The organism is Phenylobacterium sp. (assembly GCF_041919955.1).
In the GTDB taxonomy this organism is placed as follows: Bacteria; Pseudomonadota; Alphaproteobacteria; order Caulobacterales; family Caulobacteraceae; genus Phenylobacterium.
Genome location: NZ_JAYRSU010000017.1, coordinates 18,182 through 42,976, shown reverse-complemented (window position 1 = coordinate 42,976; position 24,795 = coordinate 18,182). Strand labels below are relative to the sequence as shown.

23 protein-coding genes and 1 riboswitch are annotated in these 24,795 nt (G+C 68.5%); of the genes, 13 read left to right on the top strand and 10 right to left on the bottom strand.

The features are described from left to right. Window position 1: 1 nt before the first annotated feature. Together ACE3T2_RS14635 and ACE3T2_RS14630 are read right to left on the bottom strand one after the other, a co-directional pair. Window positions 2-2,287, bottom strand: a complete 2,286-nt coding sequence (locus ACE3T2_RS14635; protein WP_374658614.1) for a TonB-dependent receptor — start codon at window positions 2,285-2,287, stop codon at window positions 2-4. Window positions 2,288-2,410: 123 nt separating this feature from the next. After that, entirely contained in the window at window positions 2,411-3,583 is a 1,173-nt protein-coding gene (locus ACE3T2_RS14630; RefSeq protein WP_374658612.1) for a TetR family transcriptional regulator, read from the bottom strand. 112 nt (window positions 3,584-3,695) lie between these two features. On the opposite strand from ACE3T2_RS14630, the gene ACE3T2_RS14625 reads away from it, so the two are divergent. Beyond that, on the top strand, window positions 3,696-5,150 hold the full coding sequence (locus tag ACE3T2_RS14625) for a deoxyribodipyrimidine photo-lyase (RefSeq protein WP_374658610.1): 1,455 nt from the start codon (window positions 3,696-3,698) through the stop codon (window positions 5,148-5,150). Here ACE3T2_RS14625 and ACE3T2_RS14620 read toward each other — a convergent pair. The 4 genes from ACE3T2_RS14620 to ACE3T2_RS14605 form a co-directional block, all read right to left on the bottom strand. Then, a complete protein-coding gene (locus ACE3T2_RS14620) occupies window positions 5,143-5,979 on the bottom strand; it encodes a hypothetical protein (protein WP_374658608.1) in 837 nt (278 codons plus the stop codon). The two genes, ACE3T2_RS14625 and ACE3T2_RS14620, sit on opposite strands and share 8 nt — an antisense overlap. A 94-nt stretch (window positions 5,980-6,073) precedes the next feature. Then, entirely contained in the window at window positions 6,074-6,370 is a 297-nt protein-coding gene (locus ACE3T2_RS14615; protein ID WP_374658606.1) for a putative quinol monooxygenase, read from the bottom strand. Window positions 6,371-6,504: 134 nt separating this feature from the next. After that, a complete protein-coding gene (locus ACE3T2_RS14610) occupies window positions 6,505-7,149 on the bottom strand; it encodes an FABP family protein (protein ID WP_374658604.1) in 645 nt (214 codons plus the stop codon). A gap of 67 nt (window positions 7,150-7,216) precedes the next feature. Beyond that, the gene (locus ACE3T2_RS14605) at window positions 7,217-7,687 is read right to left on the bottom strand and encodes an Lrp/AsnC family transcriptional regulator (RefSeq protein WP_374658602.1); all 471 of its coding nucleotides are present in this window, start codon (window positions 7,685-7,687) and stop codon (window positions 7,217-7,219) included. 115 nt (window positions 7,688-7,802) lie between these two features. On the opposite strand from ACE3T2_RS14605, the gene ACE3T2_RS14600 reads away from it, so the two are divergent. The 11 genes from ACE3T2_RS14600 (at window position 7,803) to ACE3T2_RS14550 (ending at window position 18,382) form a co-directional block, all read left to right on the top strand. Then, entirely contained in the window at window positions 7,803-8,999 is a 1,197-nt protein-coding gene (locus ACE3T2_RS14600) for an amino acid aminotransferase (RefSeq protein WP_374658600.1), read from the top strand. Between the two features lies 1 nt (window position 9,000). Next, window positions 9,001-10,074 (top strand): 4-hydroxyphenylpyruvate dioxygenase, encoded by a 1,074-nt coding sequence (gene hppD / locus ACE3T2_RS14595; RefSeq protein WP_374658598.1) that lies wholly within the window; start codon window positions 9,001-9,003, stop codon window positions 10,072-10,074. A 65-nt stretch (window positions 10,075-10,139) separates the two neighbouring features. Then, a complete protein-coding gene (gene hmgA, locus ACE3T2_RS14590) occupies window positions 10,140-11,432 on the top strand; it encodes a homogentisate 1,2-dioxygenase (protein WP_374658596.1) in 1,293 nt (430 codons plus the stop codon). Between the two features lie 11 nt (window positions 11,433-11,443). Beyond that, window positions 11,444-12,739, top strand: coding sequence for a fumarylacetoacetase (gene fahA, locus ACE3T2_RS14585; protein ID WP_374658594.1), 1,296 nt, complete (start codon window positions 11,444-11,446; stop codon window positions 12,737-12,739). Next, window positions 12,736-13,107 (top strand): Rieske (2Fe-2S) protein, encoded by a 372-nt coding sequence (locus tag ACE3T2_RS14580; protein WP_374658592.1) that lies wholly within the window; start codon window positions 12,736-12,738, stop codon window positions 13,105-13,107. The genes fahA and ACE3T2_RS14580 overlap by 4 nt, the downstream gene beginning before the upstream one ends. A 91-nt stretch (window positions 13,108-13,198) precedes the next feature. Beyond that, the gene (locus tag ACE3T2_RS14575; RefSeq protein ID WP_374658590.1) at window positions 13,199-14,473 is read left to right on the top strand and encodes an O-acetylhomoserine aminocarboxypropyltransferase; all 1,275 of its coding nucleotides are present in this window, start codon (window positions 13,199-13,201) and stop codon (window positions 14,471-14,473) included. 169 nt (window positions 14,474-14,642) lie between these two features. Beyond that, window positions 14,643-15,371 (top strand): hypothetical protein, encoded by a 729-nt coding sequence (locus tag ACE3T2_RS14570; RefSeq protein ID WP_374658588.1) that lies wholly within the window; start codon window positions 14,643-14,645, stop codon window positions 15,369-15,371. A 41-nt stretch (window positions 15,372-15,412) separates the two neighbouring features. Continuing rightward, entirely contained in the window at window positions 15,413-15,613 is a 201-nt protein-coding gene (locus tag ACE3T2_RS14565) for an SHOCT domain-containing protein (protein ID WP_374658586.1), read from the top strand. Window positions 15,614-15,643: 30 nt separating this feature from the next. After that, window positions 15,644-15,934, top strand: coding sequence for a DUF1330 domain-containing protein (locus tag ACE3T2_RS14560; protein WP_374658584.1), 291 nt, complete (start codon window positions 15,644-15,646; stop codon window positions 15,932-15,934). Between the two features lie 43 nt (window positions 15,935-15,977). Next, window positions 15,978-16,086, top strand: a riboswitch (SAM-I-IV-variant riboswitch). A gap of 52 nt (window positions 16,087-16,138) precedes the next feature. Beyond that, window positions 16,139-17,182 carry a low specificity L-threonine aldolase gene (locus ACE3T2_RS14555; RefSeq protein ID WP_374658582.1) on the top strand — a complete coding sequence of 348 codons (1,044 nt, stop codon included), beginning with the start codon at window positions 16,139-16,141 and terminating at the stop codon, window positions 17,180-17,182. 72 nt (window positions 17,183-17,254) lie between these two features. Further along, complete coding sequence (locus ACE3T2_RS14550; protein WP_374658733.1) at window positions 17,255-18,382, top strand: AAA family ATPase; 1,128 nt, start codon at window positions 17,255-17,257, stop codon at window positions 18,380-18,382. Here ACE3T2_RS14550 and ACE3T2_RS14545 read toward each other — a convergent pair. The 4 genes from ACE3T2_RS14545 to ACE3T2_RS14530 form a co-directional block, all read right to left on the bottom strand. After that, window positions 18,379-18,819 carry a VOC family protein gene (locus ACE3T2_RS14545; RefSeq protein ID WP_374658580.1) on the bottom strand — a complete coding sequence of 147 codons (441 nt, stop codon included), beginning with the start codon at window positions 18,817-18,819 and terminating at the stop codon, window positions 18,379-18,381. The two genes, ACE3T2_RS14550 and ACE3T2_RS14545, sit on opposite strands and share 4 nt — an antisense overlap. A 92-nt stretch (window positions 18,820-18,911) precedes the next feature. After that, complete coding sequence (gene nagA / locus ACE3T2_RS14540) at window positions 18,912-20,036, bottom strand: N-acetylglucosamine-6-phosphate deacetylase (protein ID WP_374658578.1); 1,125 nt, start codon at window positions 20,034-20,036, stop codon at window positions 18,912-18,914. Continuing rightward, complete coding sequence (locus ACE3T2_RS14535) at window positions 20,036-21,091, bottom strand: SIS domain-containing protein (protein WP_374658576.1); 1,056 nt, start codon at window positions 21,089-21,091, stop codon at window positions 20,036-20,038. The genes nagA and ACE3T2_RS14535 overlap by 1 nt, the downstream gene beginning before the upstream one ends. Before the next feature lies 1 nt (window position 21,092). Next, window positions 21,093-21,830, bottom strand: coding sequence for a GntR family transcriptional regulator (locus ACE3T2_RS14530; RefSeq protein ID WP_374658574.1), 738 nt, complete (start codon window positions 21,828-21,830; stop codon window positions 21,093-21,095). A 244-nt stretch (window positions 21,831-22,074) separates the two neighbouring features. Here ACE3T2_RS14530 and ACE3T2_RS14525 point away from each other — a divergent pair, with 244 nt between their 5' ends. Beyond that, window positions 22,075-24,735 (top strand): TonB-dependent receptor, encoded by a 2,661-nt coding sequence (locus tag ACE3T2_RS14525; RefSeq protein ID WP_374658572.1) that lies wholly within the window; start codon window positions 22,075-22,077, stop codon window positions 24,733-24,735. The last annotated feature ends 60 nt before the right edge of the window (window positions 24,736-24,795 follow it).

Genomic DNA, 24,795 nt, shown 5'->3' with positions numbered 1-24,795 from the left:
ATCAGCGGGCGATGCGGACGCGCAGGCCGACCATGCGCGGGTTGGCGCGGATCGAGGTCGGCACGCCGAAGAACTTGCCGCCGTTGCCGACGTCGCGGACCCAGTCCTGATCCAGCAGGTTTTCTGCGTAGGCTTCCACCAACACGCCGTCGGCGCTCTGGGCGCCCAGGCGCAGGTCGACGAGGCCGAAGGCCTTCTGCATCTCGCTGTCGAGGTTGTCGTTGTTCAGGAAGTACTTCGAGCGCCAGGCGCAATTGGCGTTCACGAAGCCGTCCCAGTTTCCGAACAGCGGGCGGCGGTAGTCGGCGCTGATCGAGGCGGTGTGCTCGGGCGCCATGCGGAAGACATTGCCCGAGCGGTCGACGAGCTGCCCGCCGACCACTTCGCGGAACTCGTCGTACTGGCTGTGCAGGTAGGCATAGGCGCCCGACAGGGTCAGCTCCGGCGTAACCTTCAGGCCTCCGTTCAACTCCACGCCCCAGGCCGAGGCCTTGCCGGCGTTGACCACGCCGACCGTCAAGTCCACCGCTCGGGTCTGGAAGTCGTTGTAGTCGTACTTGAACGCCGAGGCCTCGAAGTAGAGGCGATCCATCAGCGTTCCCTTCGCGCCGATCTCGTAGTTCACGACCTCCTCGGTCTTCACCTCACCGAAGGTAGGGCGGGCCTGGCCGTTCACCGGGGCGGCGAAGGTCGTCTGCGGATAGCCGGCCTTCAGGCCGCGCGAGGCGCCGGCATAAACGTTCACCTGGTCGGTGAGGCGGTAGGTGACGGCGATCCGCGGCTGGATCATGTCGTAGTCGCGGCTGTTGGAGAACTCCTGGCCGAGCGAGTTGGACAGGCCGCTGGGCAGGGCGATCGGCTTCACGCCGTCGACGGTGGTGACGAGCGAGGCGTTGCGCACGGTCGCCTCGTCGTGGGTGAAACGAACGCCGGCGTCGACGACGATGCGCGGCGTCATGTCGTAGCTGCCGTTCAGATAGGCCGACCAGCTCTCGCGGTTGTTGCGGGTGGAGGACAGCGTCGAGACGCCTTTGGTCACCGGCAGCAGGATGCTCGTGCCCGGCACGGGGAATTGTGTCATCGGCGTCGTGCGTTTGGGAAAGCCGGCCAGCAGGTGCTGCTCGTTGACCACGAACTCGGAGACGTTGAGCGTCTTGTCCTTGTAGAAGCTGACGCCGCCGACCGCGCGGAAGGCGCCGCCCCGGTCGTAGGCCAGGCGGAACTCTTGGCTGAGGATACCCTGGTCGTCGGCCAGGTTGCGACCGATCAGGAACTCGTAGGTCGTCCCGTCGACGTCCCAGCTTTCTGCGAAGTCCACCTCCCGCCAGGCGCCGATCGACTTGAGGTTCCAGCCGTCGGCGAAATCCCAGTCGGCCAGCAGGGTCGCGCCGGTCTGGCGGCGGCGCTGGGGCGGGTCGTAACGGTTCTGGCCGGCATCCGAAAACCAGTCGGTGTCGCCGCCAGGCGAGGCGACGTTGATCGCCTTGGTGGCTGCCGCGCCATCGTTGTCGGCCTGGTGGTCGAGGATGACGTCGAAGGTGAGATTCTCGCTCGGCGCCCAGCGCAACGAGGCGCGGGCGGCCCACAGGTCGTCGTCGTTCAGCTTCTTGCCGCCGCCGATATTGGTCATGTAGCCCTCGCGCTCGCGACGGCGGACTGCGATGCGCACGCCCAGTTCGTCCTCGACGATCGGGGCGTTCACAACGCCGGTCAGGCTGTAGAGGTTGTACGAGCCGATCTGGCCTTCCGCCGACCATTCCGTGCGCGACAGGTTCGGGCGGCGGGTGACCACCGCCACCGCGCCGATCTGCGAGCCGCGGCCGTAGAGCGTGCCCTGCGGGCCCTTGGCCACTTCCACGCGCTCGATGTCGAACAGTTCCTTGAGCATCCCACGCGAGCGGCTGGTGTCCACATCGTTCAGGAAGAACGAAATGCTGGGCTCGGAGACCGCGCCGGCGTTGCCGGCCTCGATACCGCGCATAACGAAGCTGGCTGAGGAGTCAGTCTGCTGCTGGACGAAGAAGCCCGGGGTGCGGGTCGAGAGGCGCTCGAAGTCGGTGAAGTTCTGCTGCTCAATCGCAGCCGCGCCGAAAGCGGCGATGGAGATCGGCACGTCCTTTAGCTTCTGCTCGCGCTTCTGGGCGGTGACGATCACCTCCTCGACGGCCAGCGGATCGGCCGGCGCGTCGGCGGCCTCGGCGTACGCTTGTTCAGCGGCGGCGGCGCTGATCCCGGCGACAAGCAGTGCGCGCAGCGTATGGCGGCGTGCAAGCGCGTTTCTGAACATTTTTATATCCCCTCTGGCTCGGACGGGCGCCTTCTAGAGGAGAGTTCATGGTCGCGGAAAAACAGTTGTGCGAATTTTTCGCGACGAAAATTCGCCGCACACGAGTGTTCGCAGTACAAATGTTCAGTTCTGAGCGGCGGCTTCGACCAGCCATTCGACGAGGTCGCTGGCGTTCGCCGGCTCGCCCTGCGCCTGGGAAAGCAGGATGGCGCCCAGTCTTGCGATGGAGACCGCCTGCGCCGCGGCGAGATCCAGCGAGACGCCCAGCCGTTCGTTGAGGCGCCGCCGCAGATTCTCGCCCCGCAGTCGCCGCAGGTCGACGGCGTAGGGGACGAGCTCCGCTTCCCGCGCCGCGGCCAGGGCGACCGAGACGGTGCCGCGAGCGACGAAGACTTCCAGATCCCCGCGCGCTTGGCGCGGCGTGAGGCGGCCCTGGGCGACGCGATAGACGACCGTCAGGCCCGCTCGCACCACGTCCAGCCGTGTTCTGAAATGATAGGCGACCGAGGAGGCGGGCACGTTGGCGCGCTCGCCGACCGCGCGGTGGGTCACGGCCTGTGCGCCGTCAGCGACGATCACCTCGCCGGCCGCCAGGGCGATCGCCTGGGCCTTTTCGCTGAATGGGTCGCCCGAACTGGCGCTGGGCAGGGCCAAAGCGGGGTCCATCCGACAGACGACTTGTTCGAAAAAGCTTCTCTCCGACAGTCCGAGTGAGCGTCCACGGCCGGCCAGCCGTTCCAGCGTCATGCGACGCAGCAGGCGATAGTCGGGCAGGTCGCCCTGGGCCAGGCTGTGCACGGTCTCGTCGGTCACATAGCCGAAGGCCGCGCGCCACCAATGATCGGCCTCATCCATCCGGCCCGCAAAGAAGGCGCGCCAAAAGTCGCTGCGGGCGGCGATCCAGGGGCCGACGAGCACCCGGGCCTCCTCGTCCACGCCCGCCGCCAGCACCAGTTCGCACCAGATAAGGCTCGTCACCCGCCGCGCGACCGCATCGTCCAGATAGGCCTCGAGGATTGCAGCGAGGGCGGCGGGCTCCAGACGCTCCAGACCCGCGAAGCGTGCGGCGAACGCCTGGTGCGCCGCCTCGTCCGCCATGCGTTCGGCGCTCACCAGCCGCTCGATCAGCTGTCCTTTGGCGCCGAAGTGATACGTGAGGGCGGCGATGGTGGCGCCGCTCGCCTCGGCCAGCGGGCGTAGGGTCAGGTCGCGGAAGCCCCCGGCGGCCAGTCGCTCGCGCCCAGCCGCCAGGATACGCGCCGCCGGCCCGGAGTCGATGTCGTGGGCGTTCTCCATTCGCCGGTTGTGCCGCCGGCCGCGGGTTCTGGCTAGTCCGTGGCTGTAAGCACGAGGCGACAGGAGTTGTGTAGAGCTTGCGCGCTCTGCGCGGTGCGCTGCAAATGCGCGCGTGACGACACTCCTCTGGTTTCGCGGCGATCTGCGCCTAGCCGACAACCCGGCCTTGACCGCCGCCCTCGCCGAGCGGCGTCCGGTGGTCCCTGTCTTCGTGCTTGACGACGAGGACGCCGGGGTCTGGGCGCCGGGCGGCGCCTCCCGGTGGTGGCTGCACCATTCGCTGGCCGCCCTGGGCGCCGACATCGCCCGCCGAGGCGGCGAGCTTATCCTGGCCCGCGGCCGAGCCCAGACGGCGATCCCACGGCTGGCGGCCGAGCTGGGCGCCCAAGCCGTCATGTGGAACCGCCGCTACGAGCCTTGGGCCGTCGTCCGCGACGAGCGTCTGAAGGCCGACCTAAAAGGACAGGGGCTCAAGGCTGCGTCTTTCAATGCCGGCCTCTTGCGGGAGCCCTGGGAGGTGATGAACGGCAAGGGGGAGCCCTATCGCGTCTTTACCCCGTTCTGGCGGGCCTTGAGGAGCGGCCTGGAGCTGCCGTCCGCCGCCGCCGCCCCCGAGCGCATTCCTGCGCCGGAAATCCAGCCGGCTTCGGAGCGGTTGGAGGACTGGGGGCTGCTTCCGACGCGGCCGGACTGGGCGGGCGGCCTGCGGGGGGCCTGGACGCCCGGCGAGGCCGGCGCGGGCGAGCGGCTTGGCGCCTTCGCCGGCGCCGACGCGCCCTTCTACGCCGACCGCCGCAATCTGCCGGCAGTGGACGGAACCTCTCGGCTCTCGCCCCACCTGCACTTCGGCGAGATCGGCCCTCGCCAGATTTGGCGCGCCGTCACGGCGGCGGCGCTGGCGCAAACCGGAGAAGCCATGTCCGGCGGGGTCGAGACCTTCCTGTCCGAGATCGCTTGGCGTGAGTTCTCGCACCACCTGCTGTTCCACGCGCCGACCTTGCCCGAGGCGCCGCTGCGGCCCGAGTTCGCGGCCTTCCCGTGGAGCGACGACGCGGCGGGAGTGGCCGCCTGGCGGACGGGGCGCACAGGCTATCCGATCGTTGACGCCGGCATGCGCCAGCTCTGGACGACCGGCTGGATGCACAACCGTGTGCGGATGATCGTCGCCTCGTTCCTGATCAAGGATCTGCTGGTTCACTGGCGGACGGGCGAGGACTGGTTCTGGGACACGCTGGTCGACGCCGATCTCGCCAACAACGCCGCGAGCTGGCAGTGGGTGGCCGGTTCCGGAGCCGACGCCTCGCCCTACTTCCGTATCTTCAACCCGGTGACCCAGGGCGAGAAGTTCGATCCAGACGGCGATTATGTGCGTCGCTGGGTTCCCGAACTGGCGCGTCTGCCCGCCAGGCTCATCCATGCGCCTTGGACCGCCCGGCCGTTGGACCTTGCCGACGCCGCCGTGCGGCTGGGCGTCGACTATCCGCTTCCGATCATCGATCATGCTACGGCGCGGAGTCGTGCGCTCGAGGCCTATGGGGCGATCAAGGGGCGCGCGGACTTCATCTGAGCGTCGCCATCTGCGCCTGCACGGCTTGCCAGTCGACCATGTAGGCCGCGGCGATCAGCCGGGCGAGGCCATCGGTCGGCGGGGTGCGGCCGCGGCCGATCTCCTCGTGGTGTTGGCGCGAGCCGGCGACGCGCACCAACAGCGGATGCACGCCGGGCCGCCCGATCCAGGACTCGTCGGCGGCGAAGGCGTCTGCGCTCGCCTTTCCGTCCCACGGTCCGGCAGGCGCGTCGGTGACGAGCAGGCCGATGGTCGTGCCGGCGTTGAGCGCCATGGCCCGACCGGCGATCGGGCCCGGCCGCAGGTTGGAGCCGGCGACATAGCCATAGGGATTCAGCATGACCTCCAGCACCGGTCCTTCGCCGCCCGGCGTCACGTAGCGGCCTTTGAGAGCGAAGGTCTTCGGATCGCCGCGGATGATCGGCTTGGCGATAAAGGTCAGGCTGGCGTTGATCACCGGTTCGCCGTCGGTCGGGGTGCGCGCGATATTGATCGCGACCTGCAGGCTGGACCCATGGATGTCGGCCAGCGACGGCTGGGCCATCAGGGCCTGGTAGGCGACCATCAGGCGGCGCTTGAGCAGCTCCGCCTGAGCCGGCGGGATCTTCGCCCCGTAGATGTTGTGGACGTAGAGCGTGGGGGCGTCCGCAGAGTAGCCAGGCGAGGTCTCGGAGGCGTCGATCCCCAAGGTCGATCCCGCCGCATGGCCGCGCCAATAATCGAGCAGGTAGGCCGGCGCATTGCGGTCGGTCGGCAGGCCCTGGGCCAGCGCGGGCGCGCCGGCCAGCAGCAGGGCGGCGAGAGTAATCGGGACAAGGAAGAGGCGCATGTTCGGGCTCCGTGGAGAGCCGTCCCTTGCGGTGTCGCACGCGGCAGCGCACGCCTCGTGCGCTCAAGTCCGCCGGGCGGAAGACGAAGCCGGATCAGGCGGGCAGGGACGCGCCGCCCACCGGCTCGGTGGTGATCGACTGGCCGAACCCTTCGATCAGCGGCATGGCCCGGTTGATCGCGTCGCGCACGGCCGGCAGCTTCAGCGAGCGTTCGTGGCTGGCCTGGCTGTCCCACACCTCAGTGATCCAGATCGAAGTCTCGGAGGCGGGATCGCGGGCGACCACGTAGCTGAGGCAGCCGGGCATCTCGTTGATCCCCTCCAGCAGGATGGAGATCAGGGCTTCGCGCTGGCCGGGCTTGGCCTTCATCTCGCCGATCAGTCCGAACATCGCCGTCTTCTCCCTGGCCGCCATAGGTCCCGCAGACGCGGCGGCGAAAGCGACCAGCGCCGCGAGCGCGGACCGTCGCTGCAACCTCATGCCGTTTCCTCCGCGCCGCAGACAGGCGCCCGCCGCAGGACGAACTAGAGGTCCAGCCCGTCCTCGCGCCGCATCAGCGGATTGCCGCGCGGCTCGGCCACCTTGGTCAGGGTGTTGCGGTCGCGGTGCTGGAACAGGCCCTCCTGGCCGCGGACCGCGAGCATCGTGTCGGACACGTAGCTCCAGCTGCCGTCGTCGTGGAAGGTGATCTCCAGCGTGTAGGAGTCGGTCCGGAAGGCGTGCTCCAGGAAGGCGGTCGAGCTGATGCCGTACTCGGTTTCGCCGCGCCTGGCGCTGACCTTCAGGCCGGTGTCGGTCGCAGCGCCGCCCGCCAGCGCGGTCTGGCCACGCGGGATCGCCAGGCTCTGCATCACCAGGCCCGTGGCCGGCTCCCACAGCCAGTAGCCAACCTGGTCGTGGAAGGTGGTTTCCTCGCCGACAGCGATGATCCGCACATGGTAGCGCAAGCCATAGAGCAACTGCGGGCCGTTCGCCTGCGGATCGATCGGCGTCATCTCGATGCGCTCGACATACTCGCGCCGTTCGGGGCCGTCGGCCTTCGGATTGACGTCCTGGCCCTTGCGGCCTTCCCACACGCCGGCCAGACGCCGCAGCGGGCCAAGGTTCGCCAGGCCGTCGGGATCGACGTTCTCCGGTTCGGTGAAGATGTCGTCGGGAAACGGGTTCACGGGCCCTCCTGGCGCAACCTTGTCAGGCGCAGCTTTGGCGGGTGGAGGGCGGGAAGGTCAAGCGGCCTCAGACCGGCATGGCGGTCGTGTACTTCACCTGGTTGAGCGCGAAGTGCGAGGCGGCGGTGGCGACGTTGGGGTGGTTCAACACCACGCCCATCAGGAAGCGCTCATAGCCGGCTACGTCCGAGACGACGACGCGCATCAGATAGTCCCACTCGCCGGACATGGCGTGGCATTCCATGACCTCGGGCCGGCCGCGCAGGAAGGCCTCGAAGTCCTGTCGGGGGCCGGCGGCGTGGGACTTCATGCGCAGCTGGCACATGACATTGACGCCGCGCCCGACCTTCTCGGCGTCGACCAGCCGCACCGCCTCGCGCAGCACGCCGGAAGTCTCCAGCGCCTTGATCCGTCGCCAGCACGACGCAGGGGAAGCGCCCACCAGCTCGGCCAGGGCGGCGTGACTCAGGGAGGCGTCCTGCTGCAGAGCGCGGAGCAGCTTGCGGTCGATCTCGTCGAGTTGATTGTCGTCTTTCACGAACCAGCCTTCTTGCGAAACGCTTCGCCAGATGATCGCCAAAACGCCGCGATATTGAAAGCCGCATATCGCGGTTCCGGCGTAAATTCATTCCGAGTTCGAGGAGGATCGTGAAATGACCGACGTGGCCACCCCCACGCGTGCGCTGTTCGCGGGCTTGCAGCCCCAGGCGCCCGATCCCCTGCTGTCGCTGATCAAGCTCTATCGCGACGACCCGCGGGCCCAGAAGCTCGACCTGGGCGTCGGCGTCTATCGCGACGAGACCGGCGCCACACCGGTGTTCGCCTCGATCAAGGCGGCAGAGCAGATCCTGCTCGAGACTCAGGACACCAAGGCCTATCTCGGCCCGGAGGGCGACATCGGCTATCTGGAGCGCCTGCGTCCGGTGGTGTTCGGCGCCGGGAAAGGCGGCGACTTCTTCGGCGTCCAGACCCCCGGCGGCACCGGCGCGCTGCGCATGGCGGCGGAATTGGCGGCGGCGGGAACGGCCGGCGCCCGCATCTGGATGGGCGCCCCCTCGTGGCCGATCCACGGGCCGCTGTTTCGTAAAGCTGGCCTGACCGTCGAGACCTTCCGCTACTTCGATCCCGTCACCCAGCGCCTGTGCTTCGAAGACATGATGGACACCCTGTCCAAAGTCGAGGCGGGCGACCTCGTGCTGCTGCACGGGGCCTGTCACAACCCCACTGGCGCCGACTTGTCGCTCTCCCAGTGGGGCGAGGTCACGGCCCTGCTGGCTGCACGCGGCGCGGTTCCGCTGATCGACCTCGCCTATCAGGGCCTGGGCCTTGGTCTGGACGAGGACGCGGCCGGCCTCAGGATGACGGTCGAGGCCTGTCCGACCGTGCTGGTCGCCTATTCCTGCGACAAGAACTTCGGCCTCTACCGCGAGCGCACTGGCGCGCTCTACGTCCGCGCCGCCGGCTATCAGGACGTGGCCGCCTCGAACATCCTGCAACTGGCGCGCTGCGCCTGGTCGATGCCGCCGGATCACGGCGCGGCCGCAGTGCGGATTGTGCTGGAGTCCGAGGGCCTGACCGCCCAGTGGCGCGCCGAGCTTGAGACCATGCGCCTGCGGCTGAACGCCATGCGCGTGGCCCTAGCTGAAGCCGATCCGCGGCTGGAGCCGCTGCGCGACCAGTTCGGCCTGTTCGGCCTGCTGCCGCTTTCCCCCGCCCAGGTCGAGGCCATGCGCCGCGACCACGCCGTCTACATGGTCGGTTCGGGCCGCATCAACATCGCCGGCTTCACGCCTGCGACCGTCCAGCCATTCGTGCAGGCGCTCGACGCCTGCCTCAAAGGAGACGCCTGACATGACCGTGACTCCGGAAAACCCCATCGGCCTCGACGGTTTCGAGTTCGTCGAGTTCACCAGCCCCGACGCGGCCAAGATGACCGCGCTGATCGAGCAACTCGGCTTCACCGCCTACGCCAAGCATCCGACCAAGGCGATCACCCGCTACAAGCAGGGCAAGATCAATCTGTTGGTCAATCTGGAGACCGCCGGCCAGGCCGCGGACTTCCGCGCCGCCCACGGCCCGTCGGCCAACGGCATGGCCTTCCGCGTCGCCGACGCCAAGGCGGCCTACGAGCTGGCGTTGTCGCGCGGCGCCAAGGCGGCGGACGCGGGCGCCAGCGCGTTCCCGGAGGCCTATGTGCTTGAAGGGATCGGCGGCTCGCTGCTCTATCTCGTCGACCGCTTCGGCGACGCCGGTACGATCTATGATGGCTGGGAGCAGATCCCCGGCGCCGCCGAGGCCGAAGCCGTTAACGGCGTGGGGCTCGACCTGCTCGACCACCTCACCCACAACGTCAAGCGCGGCCAGATGCGCACCTGGTCGAGTTTCTACAACCAGATCTTCGGCTTCGAGGAGCAGAAGTACTTCGACATCAAGGGCCAGGCGACCGGTCTGTTCAGCCAGGCGATGATCGCGCCCGACAAAGCTATCCGCATCCCGCTGAACGAGAGCCAGGACGACAAGTCCCAGATCGAGGAATTCATTCGCGAATACAACGGCGAAGGCATCCAGCACCTGGCCTTCACGACCGAGAATATCTACGACACGGTCGAGCGCCTGCGCGCCCGCGGCGTCAAGCTTCAGGACACAATCGAGACCTATTACGAGCTGGTCGACAAGCGCGTGCCGAGCCATGGCGAAGACCTCGAACGCTTGAAGAAGAACCGCATCCTCATCGACGGCAACGTCGGCGACGAGGGCATCCTGTTGCAGATCTTCACTGAGAACCTGTTCGGCCCGATCTTCTTCGAGATCATCCAACGCAAGGGCAACGAAGGCTTCGGCAACGGGAACTTCCAAGCCCTGTTCGAGTCCATCGAGCTCGACCAGATCCGCCGCGGTGTGATCAAGGTCGACGCCGCGGAGTAGGGCGAGGGCGCCTTCTCCCGCCAAGGGCGAAGGGTAAAGTCTGCGGTCAGGATAGGGATGGGACCATGCCGCTGAACTACATGTCCGGCTTCGGCGGGAGCTTTGAGGCGGAGGCTGTGGCCGGCGCCCTGCCGGTGGGGCGGAACTCGCCGCAGAAGACGCCGTTCGGCCTGTTCGCCGAGCAGCTCTCGGGCAGCGCGTTCACCGCGCCGCGGCACGAGAACCGGCGCTCGTGGCTCTACCGGCTGCGCCCGACCGCCAGCCATTCACCGTTCAAGCCCTATGGCGGCGGCGCTCTGGTCCGCTCCGGCCCGTTCGACGAGGTTCCGCCCAGCCCCAACCGCCTGCGCTGGGACCCGCTGCCCATTCCGGCCGAACCGGTTGATTTCGTTGATGGTCTTGTGACCTACGCCGGCAATGGCGATGTATCGGCCCAGGCCGGGATCGGCATCCATCTCTACGCCGCGAACGCGTCGATGCAGGCCCGGGTGTTCTACGACGCCGACGGCGAGCTGCTCATCGTGCCCCAGCAGGGCGCGCTCACCCTGGCGACCGAGCTCGGCCGCCTGGAGGTCGCGCCCGGCGAGATCGCCGTGGTTCCGCGCGGCGTGCGCTTCCGCGTCGAACTCGAAGGTCCCTCGCGCGGCTATGTCTGCGAGAATTACGGCGCCCCTTTCCGGCTGCCTGAGCTCGGCCCCATCGGGGCTAACGGCCTCGCGAACGCGCGCGACTTCCTCCACCCCACGGCTTGGTTCGAGGATCGCGACGAAACCACGGAAGTCGTTCAGAAATTTCAGGGCAGGCTGTGGACGACGACGCTCGACCACAGCCCGCTGGACGTGGTGGCCTGGCACGGCAATCTCGCGCCATACAAGTACGACCTGGCGCGGTTCAACACGATCAACACCGTAAGCTACGACCACCCGGACCCGTCGATCTTCACGGTCCTGACCTCGCCGTCCGAGGTCCCTGGCACCGCCAACTGCGACTTCGTGATCTTCCCGCCGCGCTGGATGGTGGCCGAGCACACCTTCCGCCCGCCCTGGTTTCATCGGAATATCATGAGTGAATTCATGGGTCTGGTGCATGGAGCTTACGACGCCAAGGCCGGCGGGTTCGCGCCCGGCGGAGCCAGCTTGCACAACTGCATGGCTGGCCACGGTCCGGACCGCGAGAGCTACGAGAAGGCTGTCGCCGCCAATCTCGGCCCGCATAAGATCGAGGACACCATGGCCTTCATGTTCGAAAGCCGCTGGGTGATCCGCCCCACCAAATTCGCCGCCGAAACTCCGCTCGCCCAGCTCGATTACGACGACTGTTGGGCAGGTTTCGCCAAGGCGCAGGTTCCTGTTTCTTAAAAAGCTGCCAGATGATCGACGAGACCCACGACCCCGCCCGCACCAGCTGGGTGGAGAGCGCTAACGGCAGCTCCGAGTTTCCCATTCAGAACCTGCCGCTCGGCAGCTTTTCGCCGAACGGCGGGGCGCCGCGCGGCGGCGTGGCCATCGGCGAGATGATCCTCGACCTGTCGCTGGCCGCCCGCTCGGCCCTGCTGAGCGGGGAGGCCAAGGCCGCGGCCGAGGCCGGCGCCGGCGGGGCGCTGAACCCGCTGCTCGGCCTGCCGGGCTCTGCACGCCGCGCCCTGCGCCGGCGCCTGTCGGAGCTGCTGAAGGACGGCGCGCCGGACCGGGCCGAGGTCGAGACCTGGCTCTATCCCGCCAGCGCCTGCACCCTGCACATGCCGGCGCAGGTCGGCGACTACACCGACTTCTATGCCGGCATCCATCACGCCCTGAACGTCGGGCGCCAGTTCCGGCCCGATAATCCGCTGCTGCCGAACTACAAGCACGTGCCGATCGGCTATCACGGCCGCGCGTCCTCGATCCGCGTGTCGGGCGCCGGCGTGCGCCGGCCAAGCGGGCAGAAGAAGTCGCCGGACGCCGAGACGCCCAGCTTCGGCCCGTCGGCGCGGCTGGACCTGGAGCTGGAGCTGGGGATCTGGATCGGCCAGGGCAACGACCTCGGCGCCCCGATCCCGATCGGGCAGGCGCGGGGCCACATCGCCGGGTTCTGCCTGCTCAACGACTGGTCGGCCCGGGATCTGCAGGCCTGGGAGTACCAACCGCTGGGGCCGTTCCTCGCCAAGAACTTCATGACCACGATCTCGCCCTGGATCGTCACTGCCGAGGCGCTGGAGCCGTTCCGCATCGCCCAGCCTCCGCGGCCGGGCGGCGACCCGGCGCCCATGCCCTATCTCTGGGACGAGGCCGACCAGGCCGGCGGCGCCTATGGGCTCGACCTGGAAGTCTTCCTTTCGACCCGCGCGATGCGGGAGGCGGGGACCGCCCCCGTCCGCATCAGCCGGAGCGCGGCGCGCCACCTCTACTGGACCGCGGCCCAGATGGTGACGCACCATACGGTCGGCGGCTGCGACCTGAACCCCGGCGACCTGCTGGGCACCGGCACGATCTCGACGCCGGACGACAGCGGCCTGGGCAGCCTGCTCGAGCTGACCCGCGGCGGCTCGGCGCCGATCAGCCTGCCGGGCGGCGAGACGCGGACCTTCCTCCAGGACGGGGATGAGCTTTCCATCGCCGGCCATGCGCGGGCCGAGGGCTTCGCGACCATCGGCTTCGGCCCCTGCACGGGCGTGGTCGTCGGGTGAGCGAGCCCACGGCCCACACGCGGGTCTTCAAGACCCCGGCCGGGGTGAAGCTCGGTCCGCTGGAGCTGGTCGCCGACGGCAAGGCGCGCAACTTCGTGCTGCAGATCGGCGAGGCCTATTTTCACGGCTTTGTCGTCCGCCGCGGGGAGGAGGCGAGGGGCTATGTCGACCGCTGCCCACATGCGGGCCTGCCGCTGGCCCAGCAGCTCGACGCCTATCTGACGCCGGACGGCGACCTGATCGCCTGCTCGTGGCATGGGGCGCTGTTCGATATCGACAGCGGCGCGTGCGTCGGCGGTCCCTGCGTCGGAGCGGCCCTGATCCCCTGGCCGGTCACGGTCGTGGACGGTTGGCTGCGCACGGCCTGAGTCTCGCAGCAAGAAATCTGGGGCCCGGGCGGCTGGACCTCTCGCCACGCGGCGGGCTAGGTCGCTGCAACGAGATGCAAGAGGACGCCGCATGACCCAGAACTTCGAGACCCGCGCCATCCACGCCGGCGCCGCGCCGGATCCGACCACCAAGGCGCGGATCACGCCGATCTATCAGACCACGGCTTTCGTCTTCGACGACGCCGACCATGCGGCGAACCTGTTCAATCTTGAAGCGGCGGGGAACATCTACACCCGGCTCGGCAACCCCACGAGCGGGGTGCTGGAGGCGCGCGTCGCCGACCTGGAGGGCGGGATCGCGGCCCTGGCGGTCGGCAGCGGCCATGCCGCCCAGCTCCTGGCGTTCCATACCCTGATGGAGCCGGGCTGCAACATCGTCGCCTCGCGCAAGCTCTATGGGGGCTCGCTGAACCAGCTGGGCCAATCGTTCAAGCGCATGGGCTGGGAGACCCGCTTCATCGAGGGGGACGATCCGGCCGACTTCGCCGCCGCCATCGACGACAAGACCCGCGCGGTCTTCGTCGAGTCCATCGCCAACCCCGGCGGGGTGATCACTGACCTGGAAGCCCTGGCCAAGGTCGCCCACGACGGCGGCGTGCCGCTGATCGTCGACAACACCCTGGCCAGCCCCTACCTCTGCCGGCCCATCGAACACGGCGCGGACATCGTCCTGCACTCGCTGACCAAGTTCCTCGGCGGCCACGGCAACTCGATGGGCGGCGCCATCGTCGATTCCGGCCGGTTCGACTGGGCCGCCAGCGACAAGTTCGGCTACCTGACCCAGCCGAACCCCAGCTATCACGGCAAGGTCTTCAGCGAGGCGTTCGGCCCCGCCGCCTTCATCGTCGCCTGCCGAGCGCTCGGCCTGCGCGACCTTGGCCCGTCGATCTCGCCGTTCAACGCCTTCATGATCCTGACGGGCATCGAGACCCTGCCGCTGCGCATGCAACGGCATGCCGACAACGCCCTGGCGGTCGCCAAGTGGCTGGAAGCCCATCCGAAGGTCGACTGGGTGTCCTATGCCGGCCTGGAAAGCAGCTCCTACAATGCGCTGGCCAAGCGCTATACGCCGAACGGCGCGGGCTCGGTCTTCACCTTCGGCCTGAAGGGCGGCTATGCCGCGGGGGTGAAGCTGGTCGGCGCGGTGAAGCTCTTCTCGCATCTGGCCAACCTGGGCGACACCCGCAGCCTGATCATCCACCCGGCCTCGACCACTCACCGCCAGCTGCCGGAGAAGGACCAGATCGCCGCCGGCGCCGGCCCCGACGTGATCCGCCTGTCGGTGGGCATCGAGAACGCCGCGGACATCATCGCCGACCTCGACCAGGCCTTCGCAGGCCTTTGACCAAATCTCGGCGCGTGCGGCGAGATATCGCGCGCGCCGAGAGCCTGCCTCGGGGAACGAGTTCGCCGTCGATCTGTTGAGACCAGACCGGCTGGTGGACGCCCCTGAGGGTTGTCTCGACCCGGCCACGGTCACAGGCAGCCCCAGGGCGTCGCTCCAGGTGAGACCCATGAGATCCGTCGGCAGGCCCAAAGTCTGGGTCCCCGCTGCAGCGCTGGTTGCGGCGCTTTTCGGCCCGGCCGCCGTCCAGGCCCAGGCCGATCCCGGCCAGCTTCCCGTCCTCGACATCGCCCCGAGCGTTCTCAACTATGCCCAGGACGCCTCGGTGCGCGAGGGTCTGCAACAGGCCTTCGCGGCCGCCCCGGTCCGCCGCGGCGCGCGCGCGCCGGCCCGCGCCTCCCTCGCCTATGATTCCACCCCGGCCCTGCGCGGACAGGCCCTGCTGGCCTTCGCCGCCCGGGCTCCGGACGCCGCCTCCGCCGAGGCTGTGCGCACCGCCTTCGCCCACAACGACTATGACAAGGCCTATCGCGGCCTCATCGCGTCGTACGGCCTGGCCGCCGACGACGTAGCCGACGCCATGACCGCCTACCTGGTGCTGGGCTGGCTGATCGTGAACCGGGCGGACGATCCGCATCCGGGCTCGGTCCAGGCCGCTCGCGACCAGATCGCCGAGACCCTGGCCGACGACCCGAGATACGCCGACGTCAAGGCGCGCGGCCCTGCCGGCGAGGAGTTCAAGCTGCTGTTCGTGGCGACCCACGCAGGCTGGAATTCGGCCCGCAAGGACGGGACGCTGCCAGCCTACGAGGCCGGGATCGCCCGCAACCTGGCCATGTCAGGCTTCGACATGAAGACCCTCGATCTCACCGGCGCCGGCTTCACCGCACGCCGCTGAAGCGTATTCGTTCGCCGCCCGGCGGCCCTCTGGAGTATCCCATGATCCGATTGCTTGCCGGCGCCGCCGTCCTTAGCCTGGCCGCCGCTCCGCTCAGTGCGTGCAGCAGCACCGCCAGGACCCAGGTCGAGACTTCGACGACCGGACAGCAGCTCATCGACTTGAAAGCCGCCTATGATCAGGGCGTGATCAGCAAGTCCGAATACGAGCGTAAGCGTAAGGACATCCTGCGGCGGCGGTAGGGTCGGGCCCGGGGCCCGACGGAGGCGGCGATGACGGCCTATCTGGTGCTCGACTTCTCCGTCAAAGACCTGCGCGGCTTCCTTCCCTATGTGGAGGCCATCCCGACCTTCATCGAAAAGCACGGCGGGCGATATGTGGTCCGCGGCGTGGAGCCGACGGTGATGGAGGGCGAGTGGGCGCCCGCGCGGATGGTCATCCTGGAATTCCCATCGCGGGAAAACGCCGAGGCGTTCCTGGCCGATCCGGACGCCCAGCCGCTGTTCGCGTTGCGCCATCGCACGACCGACAGCAAGCTCGTGCTCGTCGACGGATGTATTTGAGGCAAGCCTTGCCTCGGCCGGCAAACCCCGCTACCCAGCGCTTTGATAGCATCAAGAGTTTGAGCTGACGCTCAAACGCCAACCTGCTCCCCGAGCAAGGTGGCGCTTCCGCAAGGAAGGATGTGGCCGGTCCGGCAACCAAACGGGACGAAGCCTTAAGCGTCACTCACCCTCGCGATGTGCAAACCGCAACACGAGGGGCGCATGTCCGACATTCAACAATTCGCCAGCGACAACTACGCCGGGATCTGCCCGCAGGCCTGGGCTGCCATGGACGGGGCCAATCGCGGCCACGCGCCGGCCTATGGCGACGACCGCTGGACGCAGCAGGCGGCCGACGCCTTCCGCGCGCTGTTTTCCACCGACTGCGACGTGTTCTTCGCCTTCAACGGCACGGCGGCCAACTCCATGGCCCTTGCGGCGTTGTGCCAGAGCTATCACAGCGTGATCTGCGCGGAATCGGCCCACGTGGAGACCGACGAATGCGGCGCGCCCGAGTTCTTCTCCAACGGCTCCAAGCTGCTGGTCGCGCCCAGCCCGGACGGCAAGCTCACGCCGGCCGCGATCCGCGAGATCGCCTGCAAGCGCAGCGACATCCACTATCCCAAGCCGCGGGTGGTCACGATCACCCAGCCGACCGAGACGGGGCAGGTCTATTCGCCCGCCGAAGTGGCGGCGATCTCGGCGGTCTGCCGCGAGCTTGGCCTGAGGCTGCACATGGATGGCGCGCGGTTCGCCAACGCCTGCGCGCATCTGGGGTGCGATCCGGCCGACATCACCTGGAAGGCCGGCGTCGACGTGCTGTGTTTCGGCGGGACGAAGAACGGCATGGCGGCGGGCGAGGCGATCCTGTTCTTCGACCGCGCCCTGGCCGAGGACTTCGACTATCGCTGCAAGCAGGCCGGGCAGCTGGCCTCCAAGATGCGGTTCCTGGCCGCGCCATGGGTCGGGATGCTGGAAAGCGGGGCGTGGCTATCCAACGCCGCCCACGCCAACGCCTGCGCGGGGCGGCTGGCGCAGCGGGCCGCGGGCCTGCCGGGCGCGGCCCTGATGTTCCCGGTCCAGGCCAATGCGGTCTTCCTGTCGGCGCCCGAGGATCGGCTGCAGGCCCTGCGCTCGCGGGGCTGGCGCTTCTATACGTTCATTGGCGGCGGGGCGCGGTTCATGTTCTCGTGGGACGCCGATCCTGCGCGGGTGGAGGCCCTGGCGGTCGACCTGGAAGAGGTGTTCGGCGCGGTCCCGGCCTGACGGCGGCTGACGGCCACGGGCGGCCTGTGGTTCTATTTCAGACCGTCCAGGAAGGAGAGCGTCTTGCTTCGCGTGCGCGAGTTCTCGGCCATCGGCTATCGGTCGCTGCGCAAGATCGCCTGTCCGGTGTCGGACCTCGAGGTGTTCGTCGGCGGCAACGGGGTCGGCAAGACCAACCTCTACAGGGCCCTGGAGCTGATCCGGGCCGCGGCCGACAACAGCCTGGGGCTGCATCTGGCGCAGGAGGGGATGGCGGCCGCCTTCTGGGCGGGCCAGCGCCGGAGCGGGCCGCAGCGGATCGTGCTGGAAGCCAGCCTCTCGAATCCGCAGGCGCGGGGCGTCTATCGCTATCACGTCGAGGTCGGCTTTCCGCAGCGGGGGACGGCGGCCGCCTTCGACCTGGAGCCGCAGGTGAAGGAGGAGTGGCTGTCCTATGACGGCGGCGGACGGCAGGTGCGGCTGGTCGACCGGCGCGGCCCGTCGGTCATGGCGCGCGACGAGACCGGGCGGCCGGTCGAGGTGGACATCGACCTGCTGGCCTCCGAGACGGTCCTGGGGCGGCTGGAGGACCCCGGCCGCTACCCAATGCTCGACATGGTGCGCCGGACCCTGCTGGAGTGGCGCTTCTATCATGGCCTGCGCACCGACGCGGCCTCGCCCCTGCGCCGGCCGTGCCCGGCGGTGGCCAGCGCCAATCTCGCCGCGGACGGGGCCAACCTGGCGGCGGTGTTCGCCACGCTCGCCCATATTCGCCAGGACACCAGCGATCTGGACGCCGCCGTCGCCGAGGCGTTTCCGGGCGCGCGGCTGATCGTGCCGCCGCCGGAGCGGGTCGCGAGCTTCGGCATGACCTTCGCCGAGTTTCCCGACCGGGTGTTCGAGCCCGAGGAACTGTCGGATGGGACGCTGCGGTTCCTGGCCCTGGCCGGGGCGCTGCTCGCCTACCGACTGCCGCCGTTCGTCGCCTTGAACGAGCCGGAGGCCAGCCTGCATCCCGAGCTGATGGCCCCACTGGCGCGGCTCGTCACGCGCGCCTCGGAGCGGGCGCAGGTCTGGCTGGTGACCCATTCCCACCCTCTCGCGGACGTGATCTCCCAGTCGGGTGCGGGCGAGGTGCGCACGGTCCGCAAGGACGCCGGGGCGACGGCCATCGAGGGGCTGTCGCTGCTGGGGCGTTACGCCGAAGCCGAGGAGGACTAGCCCGCCGGCTTCCAGTCGGGGCCGGGATTGGTGTTGACCATCCAGGGGATGCCGAACTGGTCGACCAGCCCGCCATAGCCGGGAGACCAGAAGGTCTCGGCGAAGGGCATGGTGACCTTGCCGCCCTCGGCCAGGGCGTCGAACACGCGGCGGGCCTCGCCTGCGTCGTCGGTATGATAGGTGACGTCGAAGCCGTTCTTGGGCTTGTCGATGTTGGGGGCGAATTCCGGGGCCATGTCCGCGCCCATCAGCGCCTGGTCGCCGACCTCCAGCCAGCAGTGCATCAGCCAATCCTTGTACTTGGGATCGACGGGCATGTCGGGTGGGCCTTCGCCATAGGGGAAAGCGGCCGTGACCTTGCCGCCCAGCACGCGGGCGTAGAAGTCGAAGGCGGCTCGGCATTGGCCCTGGAAGCTCAGGCTGGTGACGATCTTCATGGCGCTTTCTCCGGGAATAGACGGGCAGGCTGTGTGCAGCCTTCGCCCTCCAATCGGGAAAGTCCACCAGAGTTCCCGCGAACGGCGAGTTCTCAGCCGCGGGCGCCGCCGATCCAGGTCGCGCGGGCGGTCAGGTCGGCGTCCAGCAGTACGAAGTCGGCGCGGCCGCCGACGGCGATGCGGCCGTGGTCCGGTGCCAGGCCCAGGAACTCGGCCGGATAGGTCGCGGCCATGCGGGCGGCTTCCTCCAGCGGCAGGCCCGCCAGGCGCACGGCGTTGGCGACCGCACTGGCCATGTCGAGGTCCGAGCCGGCGAGGGTGCCGTTCTCATCGACGCAGACCCCGTCGACCACCCGGATCGGCCGGCCCTGGATGGTGAAGCGCTTGTCGCTCATGCCGACGCTCGGCATCGCGTCGGTGACCAGCATGAAGCGGTCGCGGCGCTTGGCGGCGAAGGCGATGCGCAGGACGGCCGGGTGGACGTGGCGGCCGTCGGCGATGATCCCGCACCAGGTGTCCTGGCTCTCAAGCGCCGCGCCGACCGCGCCGGGCTCGCGGCTGGTCAGGGGCGACATGGCGTTGAAGAGGTGAGTGAAGCCGCTGACCCCGGCGGCGAGCGCCTGGGTCAGCACGTCGTAGGTGGCGTTGGTGTGGCCGGCCGCGACCGTCACCCCGGCGGCGGCCAGGCGGGCGATCATCTGCGGGGTCGTGGTCTCGGGCGCCAGGGTCACCAGGGTGCGGCCGCGCCGCGCGGAGGTCAGCAGCTCGATCGAGGCGTCATCCAGGGTGCGGAACTTCGAGGCGTCGTGGACGCCCTTGCGCTCCTCGCTGAGGAAAGGGCCCTCGATATGGATGCCGAGCACGCCGGGGACGCCCGCCTCGATAGCCGCGTCGACCGCCGCGATGGCCTGGGCGACCGTGGCCAGGTCGTCACTGATCAGGGTCGGCAGGAAGCCGGTGGTGCCGTAGGCGCGGTGCGCGGCGCCGATGGCGGCGATCGCCTCCACAGTGGGCGAGTCGTTGAATAGCGCGCCGCCGCCGCCGTTCACCTGAGTGTCGATGAAGCCGGGCAGCAGGTAGCCGCCGTCCAGGTCGATCCGCGCGTCGGCGCCGGCGCGCGGGCCAATGTCGACGATGCGCTCGCCCTCGACGACGACGTCGAGCGACTGGAAACCCTGGGCGGTGAGAACCTGGCCGTTGACGAACGCGGTGGTCATCAGACGGTCTCGGTCACCTTGTTGAGATGCGGGGGGCGGTCCGGGTCGTGGCCGCGCAGGATCGAGAGCGCGTTGGCCATGCGATAGAAGCCCTGGATGCGGACGATCGGCTCCAGCACCGGATGGGCGGGCAGGGTGGGCAGGGCGCCGTCGCCGCCGGCCATCATGACGTCGGCCCCGCGGGCGGCGAGGTCTCGGGCCAGGCCGACGACGCCTTCCTCGCTCTGGTCGTCCTGCGCGAAGACCAGGACTGGAAAATCTTCCTTCACCAGCGCCATGGGGCCATGCAGCACCTCGGCGGCGCTGAAGGCTTCGGCGTGCAGGCCGCAGGTTTCCTTGAACTTTAGCGCCGCCTCCTGGGCGACGCCGAAACCGACGCCGCGGGCCAGGACGTAGAGGTTGCGCGCATCCTTCAGGCGCTGGGCGGCCTGGCTCCAGTCCAGCGGCCAGGCCTTGGCGAGAATGGGGGGCAGCTCGTCGAGCGCCGCTTCCAGCGTTGCGTCCTGCGTCCAGGCGGCGACGAGCTGGGCGATGGCGGCGAGGGCGGCGATGTAGGACTTGGTGGCCGCGACGCTGATTTCCGGGCCGGCGTGCAGGGGCAGCACCCTGTCGGCCAGCCTCGCCAGCGGCGAGGTCTCGTCGTTGACGAGGGCGACCGTCAGCGCGCCGCCGGCCTTGGCGGCCTCGACAGCGGCCAGCAGGTCCGGGCTCTTCCCCGACTGCGAGATGGCCAGGTAGAGCATGCCGTCCAGCTTGGGCTCGGCGGCATAGACCGAGCTGACCGACAGGGCGGCCGAGGAGGTGACGACGCCGGTCCCGGTCTCGATCAGATACTTCGCATAGGTGGCGGCGTGGTCGGACGAGCCGCGGGCGCAGGTGACGACCGCGCGGGGCGGCTTGGCGCGCAACTCTTCGCCGAGCGCGTGGGCGGACTGGCGATTGGCGGCCAGCAGCCGGGCGACGACCTGCGGCGCCTCGGCGGCCTCCTGGAACATGCGCGTGTCTTGCGGGCGCAGGGCAGGGGGCTTCGTCACGCGGCGTCTCCGGAGGCTCATGTCAAAGGGCGTTCAGCTCAGCGACGAAGTCGTAGGCGTCGCCGCGATAGTAGGACTGGGTGACCTCGACCGTACGCCCGTCCTTCAGGAAGCCGCGGCGCTCGATCAGCAGGCCGGCGTCGCGCGGCGCTACGCCGAGCAACTGGGCCTGTTCGTCGGTGAAGAGCACGGCGCGCAGCCGCTGCAGGGCGCGCACCGGCCGGTGGCCGGTCTTTTCCAGCGCTTCGTAGAGCGAAGTCTCCACGAACTCCGGGCTGGGCATGCAGAAGGCCGCAAGGGTCGAATATTCCAGGGCCATGGGCGCTCCGTCGGCGTAGCGGATCCGGTGGAAGCGGTAGACCGGCGCGCCGGGCGAGAGGCCGAGGGTCAGCGATTCCTCGGGCGTCACCTGGCCCTCGGCGCGCGACAGCCAGGCCGAATGCGGGGCGCGGCCGCGCGAGATCATATCCTCGGTGAAGGACGAGAGCTTCGAGAAGTTCTTCTCGACCCGGGCGGCCACGAAGGTGCCCGCGCCCTGGCGGCGGACCAGCAGCCCTTCGCCGACCAGACCGTCGAGCGCCTTGCGCACGGTGATTCTGGAGACGCCCAGCTCGTCGGCGAACTCGCGCTCGGCCGGCAGGGCGTCGTCGGGCGCCAGGACGCGATTCGAGATCGCATCGCGCAGCACCCGCTGAAGCTGGCGGTAGAGCGGCGCGGGATCCTGCTCGTCGAGCCCGCCGATGCGTTCTGAAAAGGTCAAAGGCGTTTCTCCGCGACGACCGCCGGCTTATGCCCCGCCGACGTATCGTGAGACCATTTAGATACCAATATGTTCTGGGAGTGCAATTGGTCTCTTTTTGGGCTTGTCATTTTTTTGAAACTCAGCACAGTTCGACACCGCAGGGTCATGGACGCTGGTTCTCGCCGCTAATACGCGAAGAATTGGTATCACATTGGACTCGCGTCGGCTCCGGGGGAAGGCCCGGAAATAGGGGAGAAGCCGAGTGAAACAGCATCACAAGTCCATTCTGATCGCGTCCGCGAGCCTTTTGGCCGTCGCCGCCGCCAGCCCGTCCTTCGCGCAGGATAGCCAAGTCGAGGAGCTGGTCGTCACCGGCATCCGCGCCTCGCTGCAGCAATCCCTCGAAACCAAGCGCAACGCGGACGCCATCGTCGACTCGGTCACGGCCGAGGACGTGGGCAAGTTCCCGAACACCAACGTCGCTGAAGCGATCACCATGGTCCCCGGGGTGACCGTCGACCGCGCCTTCGGCCAGGGCGAGAAGGTCTCGATCCTGGGCACCGATCCGGCGCTGAACCGCACCCTGCTGAACGGCCAGACGGTAGCCTCGGCGGACTGGTTCATCCTCGACACGCCCGGCCGGACCTTCAACTACGCCCTGCTGGCGCCGCAGATCGTCGGCCGGGTCGACGTTTACAAGACGCCGGAAGCGCGCATCGACGAAGGCAGCATCGGCGGCACCGTCATCGTCAGCACCCGCCGGCCGCTGGACCTGAAGACCAATACCCTCGCCGGGTCGCTGGCCTATCTCTACAATGACCGTTCCGAGAAGGGCGACGTCCAGGGCGCCCTGATGGGCAGCTGGAAGAACGCCGACGAGACCTTCGGCGTCTCGCTGTCGGTGCAGCGCGCGACCGACCAGCTTCGCCGCGACGGCCTGGAATCCTACGGCACCATGGCCGCCAACCAGTGGGCCGGGGGCAACGCCGACAACCCGGTCGACTCCCGCACCCGCGGCTGCCTCGGCGCTTGCGCAACCACCCTGACCGCCAACCTTAACGCCCGCAGCCCGAACGCCTTCGGCACGTCCTATTTCGAACAGGAGCGCGAGCGGACCACCTACACCGCCTCGCTGCAGTGGCGGCCGATCGAGCAGCTCGAGCTCGAGTTCAACTGGCTGAAGATCAAGGCCACCTACGACAACCTGAACCAGTCGATGTACGCCTTCCAGGGCAACACCTGGAACAGCCTGGGCGCCCTGACCGGCATCACCGTGAACAACGGGGTCGTCACCAGCGCCACCCTCGCCAACGCCCTCAGCGTGCTGGACGTGCAGTACCGCGAGGCGGAGATGAACTCCGACACCTATGACCTGCGCGGCAAGTGGAAGGGTGACGGCTGGGACCTGTCGGGCGTGGTCGGCAGCTCCAAGGCCGACGGCGGCACCAAGCGCCAGGTGTTCCTCGAGTTCCTGAACTGGGCCGACTACACGGTCGACCTCAGCCAGGCGCCGAGCAATCCGGGGTCCGTCTCGTACAAGACCAACGTGATGGGCAATCCGGCCGCCTTCGCCACCGACCCCGGCTGGAGCGGCAACCTGGTCAGCAAGCCCACCACCGACGAGGAGAAGTACGCCCAAGCCGACTTCGGCCTGGACCTGGACGGCGTGATCAAGCGCGTGGAGGTCGGCTACAAGTTCCGTCGCCATGAGACCGCCCAACAGTACGCCGGCATCGCCATCACCGGCGTCTCGGCCCCGGCCAGCCTGTTCAACCCTTCGACCGTGCCCAGCAACTATCTCGAAGGCGTCGGCGGCAACGAGCAGATGCGCTCGCGCTTCCGCATCGACGGCAATTCGATGGTCGACTACGTCCAGTCGGGCAAGTGGCTGCCGGCCGGCGGCGCCCTGCCGGTCCCGTCGATCTTCGCCGCGCCGGAGTTCACCGCCGGCAACTGGGCTATCCAGGAAGACATCAACGCCCTCTACGCCCAGGCCAACATCGAGGCCGGCGAGCTGCGCGGCAACATCGGCGTCCGCTACGTGCGCACCGAAGTCGACAGCGCCGGCTACATCTGCAAGCCGGGCGCGCCGTGCAACAAGGCGGCCGACTGGGAGTGGAAGTCGCAGTCGAAGTCGTACGACAACGTCCTGCCCAGCGTGAACCTGGCCTACAACCTGCGTGAGGATTTGATCCTGCGCTTCTCGGCGGCCCAGGTGATCGCCCGTCCGAACTATGCCGACATGACCAGCTTCTTCTGGCTGTCGGACCAGATCCTGACCGGCGAGGGCGGCAACCCGAACCTGGATCCCTACAAGTCGAGCAACTTCAACATCTCGGCCGAATGGTATTTCCAGCCGCAGGCGATCATCGCCGCCGAGTTCTTCTACAAGGACATCAGCAACTACATCCTCAAGCGCACCGCGCCGGAGCAGTACTTCAACACCTCGCAGAACCGGGTGACGACCTATCAGATCAGCCGCCCGTACAACGCGGGTTCCGCCGAGGTGAAGGGCGTCTCGCTGGCCTACCAGCAGAACTACGCCTACGGGTTCGGCCTGCTGGCCAACTACACCTATGCCGACGGCCAGGGCCAGGACGGCGCGCCGCTGCCCTACAACTCCAAGCACCAGGTGAACATCAGCCCGTTCTACGAGCACGGTCCGTTCGCGGCCCGGGTCACCTACAGCTGGCGCTCGAAGTACTTCACCGGCATCGATCGCGGCGATGCGATGTTCGTGCGTCCGTACAAGTCGCTGGACATCTCCGGCACCTACAACGTCACCAAGAACGTCAGCCTGACGGCGGCCGGCATGAACCTGCTGGACAGCGAGTACTACGCCTACGCCAACACCACGGCGCTGGCCCGGGGGGTCTATCGGACCGGCCGCAAGTACATGCTCACCTTGAACGTGACATTCTGATCGGGTTCGCCGGCCCGCGCGGGGGCCGGCGCCAAGACGCGGATGTGCGGTCCAGCTTCC